This window comes from Arthrobacter sp. AFG7.2 (genome assembly GCF_002892835.1).
In the GTDB taxonomy this organism is placed as follows: domain Bacteria; phylum Actinomycetota; class Actinomycetes; order Actinomycetales; family Micrococcaceae; genus Arthrobacter.
Genome location: NZ_PJMB01000001.1, coordinates 427,716 through 442,693, shown reverse-complemented (window position 1 = coordinate 442,693; position 14,978 = coordinate 427,716). Strand labels below are relative to the sequence as shown.

Annotated in this window: 12 protein-coding genes; 8 read left to right on the top strand and 4 right to left on the bottom strand. The window is 66.5% G+C overall.

The genetic code is table 11. The features are described 5' to 3' along the window. Window positions 1-22: 22 nt before the first annotated feature. Complete coding sequence (locus CXX84_RS02030; protein ID WP_102975051.1) at window positions 23-1,174, bottom strand: glutamate--cysteine ligase; 1,152 nt, start codon at window positions 1,172-1,174, stop codon at window positions 23-25. A 380-nt stretch (window positions 1,175-1,554) separates the two neighbouring features. Here CXX84_RS02030 and CXX84_RS02020 point away from each other — a divergent pair, with 380 nt between their 5' ends. Further along, window positions 1,555-2,988: a glycoside hydrolase family 3 N-terminal domain-containing protein gene (locus CXX84_RS02020; RefSeq protein WP_102975050.1), complete on the top strand. Its 1,434-nt coding sequence runs from the start codon at window positions 1,555-1,557 to the stop codon at window positions 2,986-2,988. Between the two features lie 62 nt (window positions 2,989-3,050). Further along, a complete protein-coding gene (locus CXX84_RS02015) occupies window positions 3,051-3,848 on the top strand; it encodes a shikimate 5-dehydrogenase (RefSeq protein WP_102975049.1) in 798 nt (265 codons plus the stop codon). Here the strand turns inward: CXX84_RS02015 and CXX84_RS02010 are convergent. Beyond that, window positions 3,832-5,085 carry a class I SAM-dependent methyltransferase gene (locus CXX84_RS02010; protein WP_102975048.1) on the bottom strand — a complete coding sequence of 418 codons (1,254 nt, stop codon included), beginning with the start codon at window positions 5,083-5,085 and terminating at the stop codon, window positions 3,832-3,834. The genes CXX84_RS02015 and CXX84_RS02010 overlap by 17 nt on opposite strands. 54 nt (window positions 5,086-5,139) lie before the next feature. Between CXX84_RS02010 and CXX84_RS02005 the strand changes: the two genes are divergently transcribed. After that, window positions 5,140-5,517 carry a hypothetical protein gene (locus CXX84_RS02005; protein WP_102975047.1) on the top strand — a complete coding sequence of 126 codons (378 nt, stop codon included), beginning with the start codon at window positions 5,140-5,142 and terminating at the stop codon, window positions 5,515-5,517. Here the strand turns inward: CXX84_RS02005 and CXX84_RS02000 are convergent. Then, on the bottom strand, window positions 5,445-6,377 hold the full coding sequence (locus tag CXX84_RS02000; protein WP_102975046.1) for a DMT family transporter: 933 nt from the start codon (window positions 6,375-6,377) through the stop codon (window positions 5,445-5,447). The two genes, CXX84_RS02005 and CXX84_RS02000, sit on opposite strands and share 73 nt — an antisense overlap. Window positions 6,378-6,604: 227 nt before the next feature. On the opposite strand from CXX84_RS02000, the gene groES reads away from it, so the two are divergent. Together groES and groL are read left to right on the top strand one after the other, a co-directional pair. Next, a complete protein-coding gene (gene groES / locus CXX84_RS01995; RefSeq protein WP_003805290.1) occupies window positions 6,605-6,898 on the top strand; it encodes a co-chaperone GroES in 294 nt (97 codons plus the stop codon). 77 nt (window positions 6,899-6,975) lie between these two features. Continuing rightward, window positions 6,976-8,586, top strand: a complete 1,611-nt coding sequence (gene groL / locus CXX84_RS01990) for a chaperonin GroEL (protein WP_102975045.1) — start codon at window positions 6,976-6,978, stop codon at window positions 8,584-8,586. A gap of 187 nt (window positions 8,587-8,773) precedes the next feature. On the opposite strand, the gene CXX84_RS01985 is transcribed toward groL, so the two are convergent. Beyond that, window positions 8,774-9,376 (bottom strand): dihydrofolate reductase family protein, encoded by a 603-nt coding sequence (locus CXX84_RS01985; RefSeq protein WP_102975342.1) that lies wholly within the window; start codon window positions 9,374-9,376, stop codon window positions 8,774-8,776. A gap of 84 nt (window positions 9,377-9,460) precedes the next feature. On the opposite strand from CXX84_RS01985, the gene CXX84_RS01980 reads away from it, so the two are divergent. The 3 genes from CXX84_RS01980 (at window position 9,461) to guaB (ending at window position 14,941) form a co-directional block, all read left to right on the top strand. After that, on the top strand, window positions 9,461-10,984 hold the full coding sequence (locus tag CXX84_RS01980; RefSeq protein ID WP_102975044.1) for an ATP-dependent DNA ligase: 1,524 nt from the start codon (window positions 9,461-9,463) through the stop codon (window positions 10,982-10,984). A gap of 147 nt (window positions 10,985-11,131) precedes the next feature. Continuing rightward, on the top strand, window positions 11,132-13,210 hold the full coding sequence (locus CXX84_RS01975) for an acyltransferase family protein (protein ID WP_102975043.1): 2,079 nt from the start codon (window positions 11,132-11,134) through the stop codon (window positions 13,208-13,210). 219 nt (window positions 13,211-13,429) lie between these two features. Continuing rightward, on the top strand, window positions 13,430-14,941 hold the full coding sequence (gene guaB, locus CXX84_RS01970) for an IMP dehydrogenase (protein WP_102975042.1): 1,512 nt from the start codon (window positions 13,430-13,432) through the stop codon (window positions 14,939-14,941). Window positions 14,942-14,978: the final 37 nt, after the last annotated feature.

Genomic DNA, 14,978 nt, shown 5'->3' with positions numbered 1-14,978 from the left:
GCCCCGTTTCAGGCGGACCGCGTCAGGCGGTGGGGCCGTCGCGCATCTGCTTGACCAGGTCCAGCACCACGGCCTGGAGGTCGCCGCCGTGTTCAGCGGCCACCTTGCGCTGGCGCTGGTAGCCGGCACCGCGGCGGATGATCGTTTCGACGTCGGCAAGCTCGTCAGGGCAGCCCAGCTTCGCCGCTACGGGCTCTAGCCGGTTAAGGGTCTCCAGCAGGTGCTCGGTGACCAGCTGCTCCTTGCCGGCGGCGTCAAGGATGATGATGGCGTCCATGCCGTAACGGGCGGCCCGCCACTTGTTTTCCTGGATGTGCCACGGCGGCATGGTGGGAATCGTGCCGCCGTTGTCCAGGGTGGTGGAAAACTCGTCCACCAGGCACTGGGTGAGGGCAGCGATGGCGCCCACTTCCTCCAGCGTGGCCAGGCCGTCGCAGATCCGCATTTCGATGGTGCCCAGGTTCGGCACGGGCCGGATGTCCCAGCGGATCTCCGAAAGGGTGTCGATCACCCCGGTGGTGAACATGTCCTGGACGTAGGACTCGTATTCCTCCCAGGAGCGGAACTGGAAGGGCAGGCCGGCGGTTGGCAGCTGCTGGAACATCAGGGCGCGGTGGGAGGCGTAGCCGGTGTCCTCGCCGCCCCAGAACGGACTGGACGCGGAGAGGGCCTGGAAGTGCGGGAAGTAGTTGACCAGGCCGTCCAGCACGGGCAGCGCTTTGTCCCGGCGGTCCAGTCCCACATGGACGTGGACTCCGTAGATGACCATTTGCCGGCCCCACCACTGCGTGCGGTCGATCAGCTTGGCGTAGCGGGCTTTGTCCGTCACCGGCTGGAGCTGAGGCGGGCTGAACGGATGGCTTCCGGCGCAGAACAGTTCGACGCCCATGGGATCGGTGATTTCGCGCACAGCGGTCAGGGAACGGCTGAGGTCTTCCTTGGCTTCGGCGGCGGTCTCGCAGATGCCGGTGACCAGTTCAACAGTGTTCAGCAGCAGTTCCTGCTTGATGTGCGGGTGCTCGTCGTCTTCGTTCAGTTCCGGGTGGCGGGAGGCCACGCCGCGGAGCACCTCATTGGCTACGGATGCGAGTTCGCCCGTCCTGCCGTCCACCAGCGCGAGTTCCCATTCAACACCAAGGGTTGACTGCCTTGATGAAGCGAAATCGATCTTCACGCATTTCCTAACTGTCCTGTTTGCCGCTGGCTCACGCCGTCACTGACAGGCTGCTGCCGGCAGGCGAACGGGTGGTTCAAGTCTAGTGCAGGGGTAGCATCGTATTGATGGCCTTGTTCCAACACCTGCGTGACAGTCTTCACAAAACCTTCCCCCTCCTCGCCGCCGCCTCGGCCGCAGCCGCCCTGGCATCCTGTACGGCCGCGCCCGGGCCCGCGCCGTCGTCGTCGGTTCCCTCTGCACCGGCCTCGCCCACCGCAACGCCCAGTACGACGACGGCGCCCGCCACGGCGTCCCCGTCACCTGACCCCGGTACCCGGCCGCTGGGCTGGGGGCCGGAGCAGCGCGACCAGGATGCGGCGGCTGCCGCGGTGGCGGAGATGAGTACCGAGGAGAAGGCCGGGCAGGTCCTGCTTCCGTTCTTTAAGGGCAAGGAGGTGGAGGCCCACGCAGCCCTCATCGAGAGGCTGCACCTTTCCGGGACCATCATCATGGGCGACAACGTGCCGCTGGCTCCCGGGGGCGGGATGGACGTGCATGGCATGGCGGCCATCAATCAGCGGCTGGCGCAGGCTGCCGGCACCGCGGGACGGCCCTGGCCGGCGATCATCGCAGTGGACCAGGAAGGCGGCCAGGTGGCCCGGTTGGGACCACCCCTGACCGAGTGGCCCACGCCCATGAGCTACGGAGCTGCCGGCAGCGTCCCCCTGGCCAAGGAAGCGGGGCGGGGCCTGGCCTCAGAACTGGTGCCGCTGGGTTTCAACCTGGATTTCGCTCCCGACACTGACGTCACCATCGGGCCAAGTGATCCGACCATTGGTGCCCGGTCCATGTCCTCTGACCCCGGCGCTGCCGCCTCCCTTGGTGTCGCGTTCTCGCAGGGGATGCTCGCCGCAGGAGTACTGCCGACAGTCAAGCACTTCCCGGGGCACGGTTCCGTGACCGTGGATTCCCACCACAACCTGCCCACGCAGCCTGCCAGCGTTGCCGAGCTCAGCGGCCGCGACTGGGAGCCTTTCAAAGCCGCCATCGCCGCCGGTTCGCCGATGATGATGACCGGGCATATTGAGGTTCCGGCGCTGGAACCAGGCGTCCCTGCATCGCTTTCCGGCCCCACCTACACGGCACTGCGCGGACTCGGCTTCAAAGGGGTGGCGGTGACAGACGCCCTGAACATGGGTGCCGTGACCAAGCAGTACCCTGGCGGAACGGCCGCTGTCATGGCCCTCGCCGCCGGCGCCGACCTCCTGCTGATGCCGGCAGACGCGGGGCAGGCACATGCAGCCATCGTCCAGGCCGTGGCCACCGGCGGCCTGGCCCCTGAACGGCTGGACGAGGCAGCCCGGCGCGTCGCCACCATGATGGTCTGGCACGGCCGGACAGCCGCGGGAACCGCAGCCCCCGCCGGCAGCGCCGGCGGACTTTCCGCCCGGGTGTCCGCCTCAGCCGTCACTATGGTCTCGGGTCCCTGCGGCGGGGCGCTGGTTCCCGGCGCGGTCCGGGTAGCCGGTGGCGAGCCCGGAGACCGGGTACGTTTTGAGGCTGCCGCAACCAGGGCAGGACTGTCCCTGGGCTCAGGGCCGCTGGTCAGCCTGATTGGCTACGGCGGGCGCGGCGCGGGCGGGGACATCGCCGTCGCGCTCGACGCGCCCTGGCCGTTGCAGGACTCAACAGCGCCGGTGAAGGTGGCACTCTATGGCCGGAGCGACGGGGCTTTCGATGCCCTCGCGGCCGTCCTCGCAGGAAAGGCGCCGGCACCAGGCAAGCTGCCTGCCGCCGTCGGGCCTTTCCCCGCAGGCACCGGCTGCCCCTGACCTGTCACCCGCACAGGGGCGGGAACGCGTTTAATGGTGAAGTGCCCATTCTGAATAAAGACATGACCCTCTGCATCTCGCTTTCGGCCCGGCCCAGCAATAACGGGACCCGGTTCCACAACCACCTGTACGGGCAGCTGGACCTGAACTGGATCTACAAGGCGTTTGCCCCCACGAACCTTGAACAGGCCATCGCGGGTGTGCGCGGCCTGGGCATCCGCGGCTGCGCCATCTCCATGCCGTACAAGGAGGACGTGATTGCCCTTGTGGACGAGATGGACCCGTCAGCCAAAGCCATCGACTCGGTGAACACCATCGTGAACACGGATGGACACCTTAAGGCTTACAACACCGACTACACGGCTATCGAACAACTCCTGGCCAGCAATGAGGTGCCATCCAGCTATTCCGTCCTGGTACAAGGGGCGGGCGGCATGGCCAAGGCAACAGTTGCCGCCCTCCGTGACGCCGGTTTCACCGATGTCACAGTCATTGCCAGGAACGAAGGCGCCGGGCGGGCGCTCGCGGAACAGTACGGGTTCCAGTGGCGTCCGGCGCTCGACGGCGGGACGGCGGACCTGATCATCAATGTCACCCCCATCGGCATGGCAGGGGGCGTGGAAGCGGACAGCCTTGCCTTCCCGCAGGAAGCCATCGATGCAGCGCAGGTGGTTTTCGACGTGGTCGCCCTCCCTGCGGAAACGCCGCTGATCAAGGCGGCCCGGACTGCGGGCAGGCCGGTGATCACCGGGGCGGAGGTGGCCACCATCCAGGCCCTGGAGCAGTTCGTGCTCTACACGGGTGTTCGGCCTACTGCGGCCCAGGTGCGTGCGGCGGAGGAATTTATGCGGGCCCAGTAGCGTCCTGGGCCACCGGTTCCACCACGATGGCCACCCTGTCCTCCCCGATGCGGGTCAGGACCAGGGTGGCTGTTGTGTTTCCGCCCTTTTTATTGCCGGCATTCCTGCCGCCCAGCAGTTGCTTGCGGAGATCCTCGGGCGTGACGGCCGTGCCGCGTTTTTTGATGTCCAGCACGCCGATGCCATTGTTCTTCACCCAGGCTTTGAGTGCTTTGACGTTGTACGGCATCACGTCCAGGACCTTGTAAGCCCGCGCGAAGGGTGTATCCACCAGTTCCGGCGCACAAATATAGGCAATGTGTTCGTCCACCAGGTGTCCGCCCAGCTGCAGCGCGATGTCGGCCACCAGCCCGGCGCGGATCACCGCTCCGTCAGGTTCATAGAGGTAGCCTTCCACGGGACCAACCGGAGCGGAGGGGCCGGCCCCAAAGTCCTCCCCGCTGGTCAGTTCAGCCGCGCCCTGGACGCCGAGTACCAGTGCGGCCCGGCGGACATTCGGCCGGCGCACTGCGTTGAACCACAGCCCCACCTCGGTCACATCCCCGGCCACGGACACCCACTGCGCTTCGCAGCCGGCCGGGACGGAATCGTGCGGCATGCCCGGACCCATTTTGACGCCCACCGCCAGGCCGGAGGCAGCCAGCTTTTCAACAAAGGACAAGGGCGGGGAAAAAGCCTCCGGGTCCCAGATCCGCTTGGTGCCCGATGTGGAGGTGACGCGCCGTGCGGGGTCCAGCCAGACGCCGTCGATCCCGTCCAGGGGCACGGCCGTAGCGTCAGCATGGACAACGGTGGCGTTGGGGAACGGGATCAGGTTCACGGTGGCGCACGCGGCTGTGGTTTCGTCCATTTCGACGGCCGTGACGTTGATGTCCATTGAGGCCAGCGCCAGGGAGTCCGCGGCCAGCCCGCAGCCCAGGTCCGCCACGTGCTTGATTCCCGCCTCCGCAAACCGCTGGGCGTGGCGGGCAGCGACGCTGAGCCGGGTTGCCTGCTCCAGGCCGGCCTGGGTGAACAGCATGCTCCGGGCAAACTCACCGAACTTGGCGGCAGCCTTGGTCCTGAGCCGGGACTGGGTCAGGACGGCGGAGACCAGTTCGGGGGAGTGGCCCGCCTTGCGGAGGGCCGAGTTCAGCTCGAAGGACTTTTCCTCCTGGTAGGGGCCCAGGGACGCCAGGAGGTCCCAGCCTTCAGCGGTGAGCAATGGTGCAATCTGGTCCTGGGGAGCGTGAGCCATGGGTTCCAGCCTAGTGGAGGAGCGGCAGGCCGCCTGGCCGATAGTGTTGAATCCATGACAGACAGTGCACGTCCCCCGCAGTCCCGCCGGCACCGTCCAGGGGATGGGGGCCTGGCAAGATACGCCCGGCCCGCACTGATTGCCAGTGCCGTGGTGGCCGTGGTGTGCATCGCGCTCCTGGTGATTATCTTCTTCCTGGATACCTTCAACGCCACTGTCTATTCCGTGGGCGGCAACGACATCCGGGACGACACCCAGGAGGCGCAGGACATCAGGGGACTTTACGCCGGAGCCCGGGCCGGAAGCATCGTTTTCCTCGTCGTATCACTGATGGCGGCCCTGGCCGCCGGCGTCCTGCTCTACCGCGGCCGGAACTCTGCAGGGGAGGGCGACGGCGGCGAGGACGTTGACTTCGAGGACCTGGGCCGCTGAGGTGCTTTGCCGCCCGCGCTGGTCAGCAGGACCCCTGAGATGACCAGGACGCCTCCCACCACCTGTGGGACGCTGATCGGCTGGCCCAGGGTAACCGTGATGATGGCGGTGAACACGGCGATGAGGTTGAGGTAGTTGCCGGCGTTGGCAGCGGTGGTGCGTTTGAGGGCCAGGTTCCAAAGGAGGTAGGAGCCCAGCGAAGGAAACACGGCAATGAACGCCAGCGACCAGCCCTCAGAGCGGGTGGCCGGCAGGCCGGCCCCTGTGGCCACGGCAAAAGGCAGGAGCACAGCAGCCGCCATTGCCACCTGTACGGCCGTGGACGTGATCGCGGGGATGCCCAGCCTTCGCGCGATGATGGTGTAGAGGCCCCAGACGGTGATGGCCCCGACGATCAGCAGCTCACCGGCATTGATCGAAAAAGTCAGCAGCCGCTGGAGGTCTCCGCCGGTGAGGACCAGCAGGACTCCGCAGAGGCCCAAGCCAATCCCTGCCCAGCTCAGCGGCCGCGGCCTGTCCCTCAGCAGCAGCACGGCCAGGACCATGATCAGGGCGGGATTTGCGGCTGTCACCAGGGACGCGTTGAGCGCCGAGGTGTGCTGCAGCGCGCTGTAGAGCAACAGGGTGTAGGCGCTCATGCCCAAGGTGCTCAGGAGCAGCAGCACCGGCCAGTGGCGAAGGACTGCCCGCCAGTCCGGCTTTTCCACCAGCTGCGCCAGGACCAGCAGCGGCACCGCGGCCAGGAGCCAGCGCCAGAACGTCAGCTGGAGCGGCTCCATGGTCTTCATGGCAGCCTGTCCCACCACGAAGTTACCGGCCCAAAAAAGGTTGGCAAGGATGAGGTAAACGGCAGCTCGCACGTGGCCAAATTTACACGCAACCACGTCCGCCCATGACGAAACTCTGGCACTCGCCTTGACCGAGTGCTAACCCTTACATAGAGTCTTCATTAGCACTCTCCCTAGGAGGGTGCTAATACATGTAGAGCTGCCAGCCAGGCTGCTGCCGGCACCGCGACGACGGTTTGCCAGCCACGGCGGAAAGCTCTCCAGTCCACGAATTTGCTGACGAAGAAGGAGAGGTCCGAGTGTCGGTCTCTATTAAGCCTCTTGAGGATCGTATTGTTGTCCGCCCGCTCGAAGCAGAGCAGACCACGGCTTCCGGCCTGGTTATCCCGGACTCCGCACAGGAGAAGCCCCAGGAAGGCGAAGTTGTTGCAGTAGGCCCCGGCCGCTTCGAGGACGGCAACCGCGTTCCCGTCGATGTAGCCGTCGGCGACGTCGTCATCTACTCCAAGTACGGCGGAACCGAAGTAAAGACCGGCGGCACCGAGTACCTCGTGCTGTCCGCCCGCGACGTTCTGGCGATCGTCGTAAAGTAACTCTCCGGATCCCCGCGCCGCTGGTCATGCATTCTGCTGCCCAGCTGCGCGGGGTTCTGTCTTGAAAGGACAAAACCATGGCAAAGCAGCTTGCGTTTAACGACGCTGCCCGCCGGTCTCTTGAAGCCGGCATCGATAAGCTCGCCAACACCGTCAAGGTGACGCTCGGCCCCCGCGGCCGCAACGTCGTCCTGGACAAGAAGTGGGGCGCTCCCACCATCACGAACGACGGCGTCACCATCGCCCGCGAAGTTGAGCTGGATGACCCTTACGAGAACCTTGGTGCGCAGCTGGCCAAGGAAGTGGCCACCAAGACCAACGATGTTGCCGGTGACGGCACCACTACCGCAACCGTCCTGGCCCAGGCCCTGGTCAAGGAAGGCCTGCGCAACGTAGCGGCAGGAGCCGCTCCCGGCCAGATCAAGCGCGGCATCGAGGTTTCCGTCGAAGCCGTCGCCGCCCGCCTGCTGGAGAACGCCCGCCCCGTTGAAGGCACCCAGGTGGCCAACGTTGCAGCAATCTCCGCCCAGAGCGACGAAGTTGGCGAGCTGCTCGCCGAGGCATTCGGCAAGGTCGGCAAGGATGGTGTGATCACCATCGAGGAGTCCTCCACCACGCAGACCGAACTGGTCCTGACCGAGGGCATGCAGTTCGACAAGGGCTACCTGTCCCCGTACTTCGTCACCGACGCGGAACGCCAGGAAGCAGTCCTTGAGGACGCCCTCATCCTGATCAACCAGGGCAAGATCTCCAACATCCAGGAATTCCTGCCGCTGCTGGAAAAGGCGCTGCAGAGCTCCAAGCCCCTGTTCATCATCGCAGAAGACGTTGACGGCGAGGCCCTGTCCACGCTGATCGTCAACCGCATCCGCGGCACCCTGAACGTTGTTGCCGTCAAGGCTCCGGGCTTCGGCGACCGCCGCAAGGCCATGCTGCAGGACATCGCCACCCTCACCGGTGCACAGGTTGTTTCCCCGGAACTGGGCCTGAGCCTGGACACCGTTGGCCTCGAGGTGCTGGGTACCGCCCGGCGCATCACGGTCACCAAGGACAACACCACCATCGTCGACGGCGCAGGCTCGGCCGAAGACGTGGCAGCCCGCGTGGCCCAGCTCCGCGCTGAGCTTACCCGCACCGACTCCGACTGGGACAAGGAAAAGCTCCAGGAGCGACTGGCCAAGCTGGCCGGCGGCATCGGCGTCATCAAGGTTGGCGCCGCCACCGAAGTCGAGCTCAAGGAAAAGAAGCACCGCATCGAGGACGCTGTGTCCTCAACCCGCGCTGCCCTTGAAGAAGGCATCGTTGCCGGCGGCGGTTCCGCCCTGATCCACGCACTGAAGGCACTGGATGAGGACCCGGCCGTCAAGGCGCTCGAGGGCGACGCTGCCGCTGCTGTGGGCATCGTCCGCCGCGCACTGGTCCAGCCGCTGCGCTGGATCGCCCAGAACGCCGGCTTCGACGGTTACGTCATCACCGCCAAGGTTGCCGAGCTCGAAACCAACAACGGCTTCAACGCCAAGTCGGGCGAGTACGAGGACCTGATTGCCGCAGGCGTGATCGACCCCGTCAAGGTCACCCGTGCAGCCCTCCGCAACGCAGCCTCCATCGCTGCACTGGTTCTCACCACCGAGACCCTCGTTGTGGAGAAGCCTGCCGAGGAAGACGAGCACGCAGGCCACAGCCACTAGTCCCCACCGGCTCCCAAGTCTCGCTTCGCTCGACTTGGGTCCCTCGCCGGCGTGGGCCCACCCACCGTCTCCCTAACCTCGCTTCGCTCGGTCAGGGAACCCTGACGGCGAGGGCCCAGCCCGTCCCCAACAAAGAACCGGTCCAGCTTCCGCTGGGCCGGTTTTTGCGTTCGGGGAAACTCCGGCACTAGGTACCCGGCATGTCCTGCGTCTCCACGCCGCCCGCGCGCTCGTACACCAGGGACACCGCACCCTTGGGGAAACTGCGCGCCGGTTCGGCGAGGCGGAAGGTGGCGGGGACAGTCCCGGCGTCGAAGAGGCGCTTGCCCTGCCCGAGGGTGACCGGATAGAGCCACAGGTGCAGGCGATCGATCACGTCAGCCGCGAGCAGGGAACGGATGAGGACGCCGCTGCCGAACATGTGGACCTGGTTGTACTCCTCGCGGAGCCGTCCGGCAGCCGTGGCGTCCGGCAGGACCGTCGTGCCCGCCCAGGCCGGAGCGGCCAGGGTGCTGGACACAACGAACTTCGGCACCCGGTTTAGGATCCCGCCGATGTCGCCAGACTGGTGCGGCCAATATGCCGAGAAGATGTCGTACGTCTTCCGGCCGAGAAGCAGGGCGTCCATGAGGCCGATTCCGGCCTCGATGGCCTGCTCAGCTTCGTCGTCGGACACGGGCAGCTGCCAGCCGCCGTAGCGGAACCCGCCCTGCGTGTCCTCTTCCCTGCCGCCCGGGCCCTGGTAGACGCCGTCGAGCGTGATGAACAGGTTCGCGACGATGATTCCCATGCCTTCAGTCTGGAACCGTGCTCCGGCACTGTCCAGCATCGCCGCCGGCCTGACGGGTGCCGGCCGGCGTGGCACACTGGTCCCATGCTGCTCGACGAGCTCGTCAAAACTACGGATACCGTCGCATCCACCCGCTCCCGGCTCGCCAAAGTCGATGCCCTCGCAGACCTGCTGCGCAGGCTTGGACCCACGGAGATCCCGACGGCGGTGGGCCTGCTGACCGCCAGGCCGCGCCAGGGCAGGGTAGGGGTGGGGTGGCGTGGCATGACGGCGGCCATGGGGGAGCCGGCCGCCGAACCGCGGCTTACTGTCGCCGACCTCGACGCGGCCCTGGACCGGCTGCTCGTCACCGCAGGCGCCGGGTCAGCCGCTGGGCGTGCTGCGACGCTCCGGACCCTCACGGCGGCGGCCACGGAACGCGAGCAGGCGTTCATCGCCGGAGTGCTGCTCGGCGAACTGCGGACGGGTGCCCTTGAGGGGGTACTGACGGACGCTATTGCCCGCGCCGCGGACCGTCCCGTCAACGCCGTACGCCGCGCGGCAATGCTCTCCGGCGATCTCGGCGAAACTGCCCTGCTGGCGATGACCGGTACGGCGCCGCAGCTGGACGAGGTGGGCCTCGTCGTCGGCCGTCCCGTGCAGCCCATGCTCGCCGCTACGGCCGCCAGTGCTGCAGCGGCGCTGGAGGTCACCGGGGAGGCGTCCGTGGAATACAAGCTCGACGGCGCCCGCATCCAGGTGCACCGCTCCGGTGATCAGGTGCGCATCTACACCCGAACGCTGGCCGATGTGACCCACCGGCTGCCCGAGGTGGTGGAGGTGGTGCGCGGGCTGCCGGCGCACGATCTGATCCTTGACGGCGAGACCCTGACCCTCGACGAGGACGGCGTTCCGCGGCCGTTCCAGGAGACGATGTCCCGGTTCGGTGCGGACGCCGCGCGGACCACTGTGCTGCACCCCTGGTTCTTCGACGTCCTGCACCTTGACGGCCGCGACCTGCTCGACGAGCCGTTGTCCACGCGGATAGACCTCCTCGGGCGCATCGCCCCCGGGCACAGGATCCCGGGGGAGATCACGGCGGATGCAGCCGTCGCCGAGCGGGTGTCCCGCGATGCGCTCGCTGCCGGCCATGAGGGCGTGGTGGTGAAGGCCATCGGTTCGGCCTATGCAGCCGGACGGCGGGGTTCTAACTGGATCAAGGTGAAGCCGGTGCTCACCTACGACCTGGTGGTGCTCGCGTGCGAGTGGGGATCCGGGCGGCGGACGGGGTTGCTGTCCAACCTGCACCTTGGAGCCCTGGACCCTGCCGGCGAGTTCGGCGAACCCGGCGGCTACGTCATGGTGGGCAAGACCTTCAAGGGCCTTACCGACGCGCTGCTGAAGTGGCAGACGGAAAGGTTCCAGGAGCTTGAGGTGCGGCGCACGGCAGGTACCGTCTGGGTGGAACCGGTCACCGTGGTGGAGATCGCCATCGACGGCGTGCAGCAATCCTCCCGCCATCCCGGCGGAATCGCCCTGCGGTTCGCCCGCGTCAAGCGCTACCGCGACGACAAGACGGCAGCCGGGGCCGACACCATCCAGACACTCCGCGCCTTGCTGCGATCCTAGGCAAAGACCTTTCCCACCGGCCAGGATTTCCCTGGCCGGCAGCGTACGCCGTGTGCCTGGTTGCGGTCCGTGACGGCCGTTACCTTTCCGGAGATTTCTCCGCGGCTCGGTAGAATTGATGTTTTGCCCGCCGCTGGAAGGTCTTTTGTGCAGTCACCGAGAACCGCAGCTGTGCCCGGCCCGGCACCTGAAGCAGGCGCCAGGAGCCGCAATCCCACCTTCCGGCCGGAAGTCCAGGGGCTCCGTGCCCTCGCGGTGCTCATGGTGGTCGCCTACCACGTATGGCTGGGCCGGGTCTCCGGAGGCGTGGACATCTTCCTGCTGATCTCCGCCTTCCTGCTCACCCTGTCGTTCGTCAGGAAAGCCGAGGCAGGGCGCCCCTTTGGACTTCTGGGCCACTGGCTGCACCTGTTCAAGCGGCTGCTGCCGGCCGCCGTCGTGGTGATCCTGGGCGTCCTGGCCGGCACCTGGCTGATCCTGCCGCAGACCCGCTGGCCACAGGTCCTGGACCAGGCATGGGCTTCTCTGCTCTACAGCCAGAACTGGCTGCTCGCAGACACCGCAGTGGACTACTACGCGCAGGACCACGCCGGTGCCAGCCCCCTGCAGCACTTCTGGTCGCTGTCCATCCAGGGGCAGGTGTTCATCCTGTGGCCGCTGGTCTTCGCCGGTACCGCGGCGCTGCTGGTGGTGCTGCGCCAGGTCCCGGCATTCCTCGCGGTCAGCTACCGCGGACTGCTTGCGCTGGTCTTCGGCGCGGTCTTCGCAGTGTCCTTGGCTTACTCGGTGGAACAGACTGCCGGCAACCAGGCGTACGCCTACTTCGACACCAGGACCCGGCTCTGGGAGTTCGCGCTCGGCTCGCTCCTGGCACTAGCCCTGCCCTACCTCAAACCGGCCCCGGCGCTCCGCGTGCTGCTTGGCTGGGCAGGCCTCGCGGCCATGCTCTCCTGTGGCCTGCTGCTGACGATGGACCGCTCGTTCCCCGGCTTCGTGGCACTGTGGCCCACCCTGGCAGCCGCCGCCATCATCGTCGCAGGACAATCCGGCAGCCGCTACGGCGTGGACAGGCTTCTCAGCAGCAAATCCCTGGTGGCGGTGGGAGACAACTCCTATGCCCTGTACCTCTGGCACTGGCCGGTCCTGGTCCTTGCGCTTGCCGCCACCGGCGTGGAGTCGCCCACCCTCGCCCAAGGCCTGGCGATCGTCGGCGCCTCGATCGTCCTCGCCGTCCTCACCACCCGCTTTGTTGAAAAGCCGCTCCGCGACTGGCACTGGCCCCAGCTTCGGGCCTGGCGTACCGCCGTCGTTATTGCTGCCTGCGGTGCTCTCCTTGCAGGGCCTGTGGCCCTCTGGCAGACCACGCTCACCGCAGAGGAAAGCGCGACGGCGGCACAGCCGCGCGAGCTGACGCCAGGGGCGGCTGCGCTTAACCCGGACAACGCGCCGGTGCCGGCTGCTGGTGCAAAAATCATTCCCGGGCCCTCCGCACTGGATAACGATTGGGCAGGAATCCACGCCCCCTGCACCGGCCCCAACGCCACCAGCGATCCGATCCTTGACGGATGCCGCCAGGAGGTGCCGGAAGGGGAAGCCACAAAACGCATCGTGGTTCTGGGCGACTCCCATTCGCAGCAGTACCTGGGCGCACTGGCGCCGATAGCCGCCGCGCGAGGCTGGGAGCTGGTGACCCTGCTGATGCCGGCGTGCCGTTTCGGGGCAGTTTCGGACGAACGGAATGCCGAATGCAACGCCTACAACCAGGCCAGCGCCGCCTATGTCCTGGAACATCAGCCGGACGCGGTGTTCACAGTGGCGTCGCTGACGCATGAGGAAGCGCCGTTCGAGACCGAGGTCCCGGGCTATCTGGAAGGTGTCCGGCCGTTCGCCGACGCCGGGATCGAGGTCATTGGCATCCGGGACAACCCCCGGTTTACCTTCAACATGCCCGAATGCATCCAGCGCAACAGTCCGGACGCTGCCGAGTGCAATGTGTCCCTGGAAGAATCCCTCGTGGAACCGTCCCCGCTGGAAAACTACCGCGGCAAGCTGCCGGGACTCCACTTGATGGACCTGAGCGACTTTATCTGCGCCCGCGGCATCTGCCCCGGCGTAGTGGGGAACGTCTATGTCTACAAGGACGACAACCACCTCACCCGGACCTATGTGGAAAGCATGATCCCCATGTTCGAGCAGCGCCTTCTGGCCGCCACGGGCTGGAGCTGAGCGGCGGGTGCGTCATGGGCCGTGGGCTTGCTCACATTGGCTGCACGGAATAGGGGGATCGGCGCGAAGGTTCTAATATTTACTCAACACTTTCTGCCCCGGATTGCCGCTTCGCGTGGCCGTCCAGCACGATCTCCTGCACAGGCCAGTCCCGTAATGACGGGCTGGTCATCGGCTGCAACCCCTACCCGTCCAGCAACCAAGGTAAGAGGCGCACTCATGACCGAGCCCGAACACAACCCCTTTGGCTTCATCGGCCTGACCTACGACGACGTGCTGCTCCTACCCGGCCACACCGAGGTCATCCCGTCCGACGCCGACACGTCCTCGCGGATTTCCAAGCGTATTTCGGTTCACACGCCTCTGCTGTCCGCGGCCATGGACACTGTCACTGAATCACGGATGGCCATCGCCATGGCACGCCAGGGCGGCCTGGGCGTCATCCACCGCAACCTGTCCATCCAGGACCAGGCGGACCAGGTGGACCGGGTCAAGCGCAGCGAGTCAGGGATGATCACCAATCCGCTGACCATCGGCCCGCAGGCCACGCTTGCTGAGCTGGATGAGATCTGCTCGCAGTACCGGGTATCGGGCCTGCCCGTGGTGGACGAGGACATGCGCCTGCTCGGCATCGTCACAAACCGCGACACCCGTTTTGTCCCCGAATCCGACTTCCCGCTGCGGCTGGTCAGCGACGTCATGACCAAGATGCCGCTGGTCACCGGGCACGTGGGAATCAGCCGTGAGGAAGCCTCGCACAAGCTGGCCACCAACAAGATCGAGAAGCTTCCCCTCGTGGATGAGCAGGGCCGGCTCAAGGGCCTTATCACCACCAAGGACTTCACCAAGGCGGAGCAGTACCCGCTGGCCACCAAGGACGAGGAAGGCCGCCTGCGGGTGGGCGCAGCCATCGGCTTTTTCGGGGACGGCTGGGAGCGTGCCATGGCACTCGTGGATGCCGGCGTCGACGCACTGTTCGTGGACACCGCCAACGGCCATTCGCAGGGCGTGCTGGACATGATCCGCCGCCTCAAGTCCGATCCGGTAGCAGCGCACGTGGACATCATCGGCGGCCAGGCTGCCACCCGTGAAGGCGCGCAGGCACTGATCGACGCCGGCGCGGACGGCATCAAGGTGGGAGTGGGACCGGGCTCCATCTGTACCACCCGTGTGGTGGCCGGCGTGGGCGTCCCGCAGATTACGGCTATCTACGAGTCCGCCAAGGCCGCCATCCCCGCCGGCGTTCCGCTGATTGCCGACGGCGGCCTGCAGTACTCGGGCGACATCGGCAAGGCGCTGGTTGCCGGCGCCGACACAGTCATGCTCGGCTCCCTGCTGGCAGGCTGTGATGAGTCGCCGGGTGAGCTGATCTTCGTCAACGGCAAGCAGTTCAAGTCGTACCGGGGCATGGGTTCGCTGGGCGCCATGCAGTCCCGCGGCAAGAACACGTCCTACTCCAAGGACCGCTACTTCCAGGCCGATGTCTCCGGCGATGACAAGCTCATCCCCGAGGGCATCGAAGGCCGCGTTGCGTACCGCGGTCCGCTGTCTTCTGTGGCGTACCAGTTGGTGGGCGGCCTGCGGCAGACCATGTTCTACACCGGTGCCCCCACCGTTGCCGAGCTGAAGGCGCGGGGCAAGTTCGTCCGCATCACCCCTGCCGGCCTGAAGGAATCGCACCCGCACGACATTCAGATGACTGTAGAGGCGCCGAACTACGGTTCCCGCTGACGCCTTGGTTAGCCGGGGTGGGGAGTACTCCCCACCC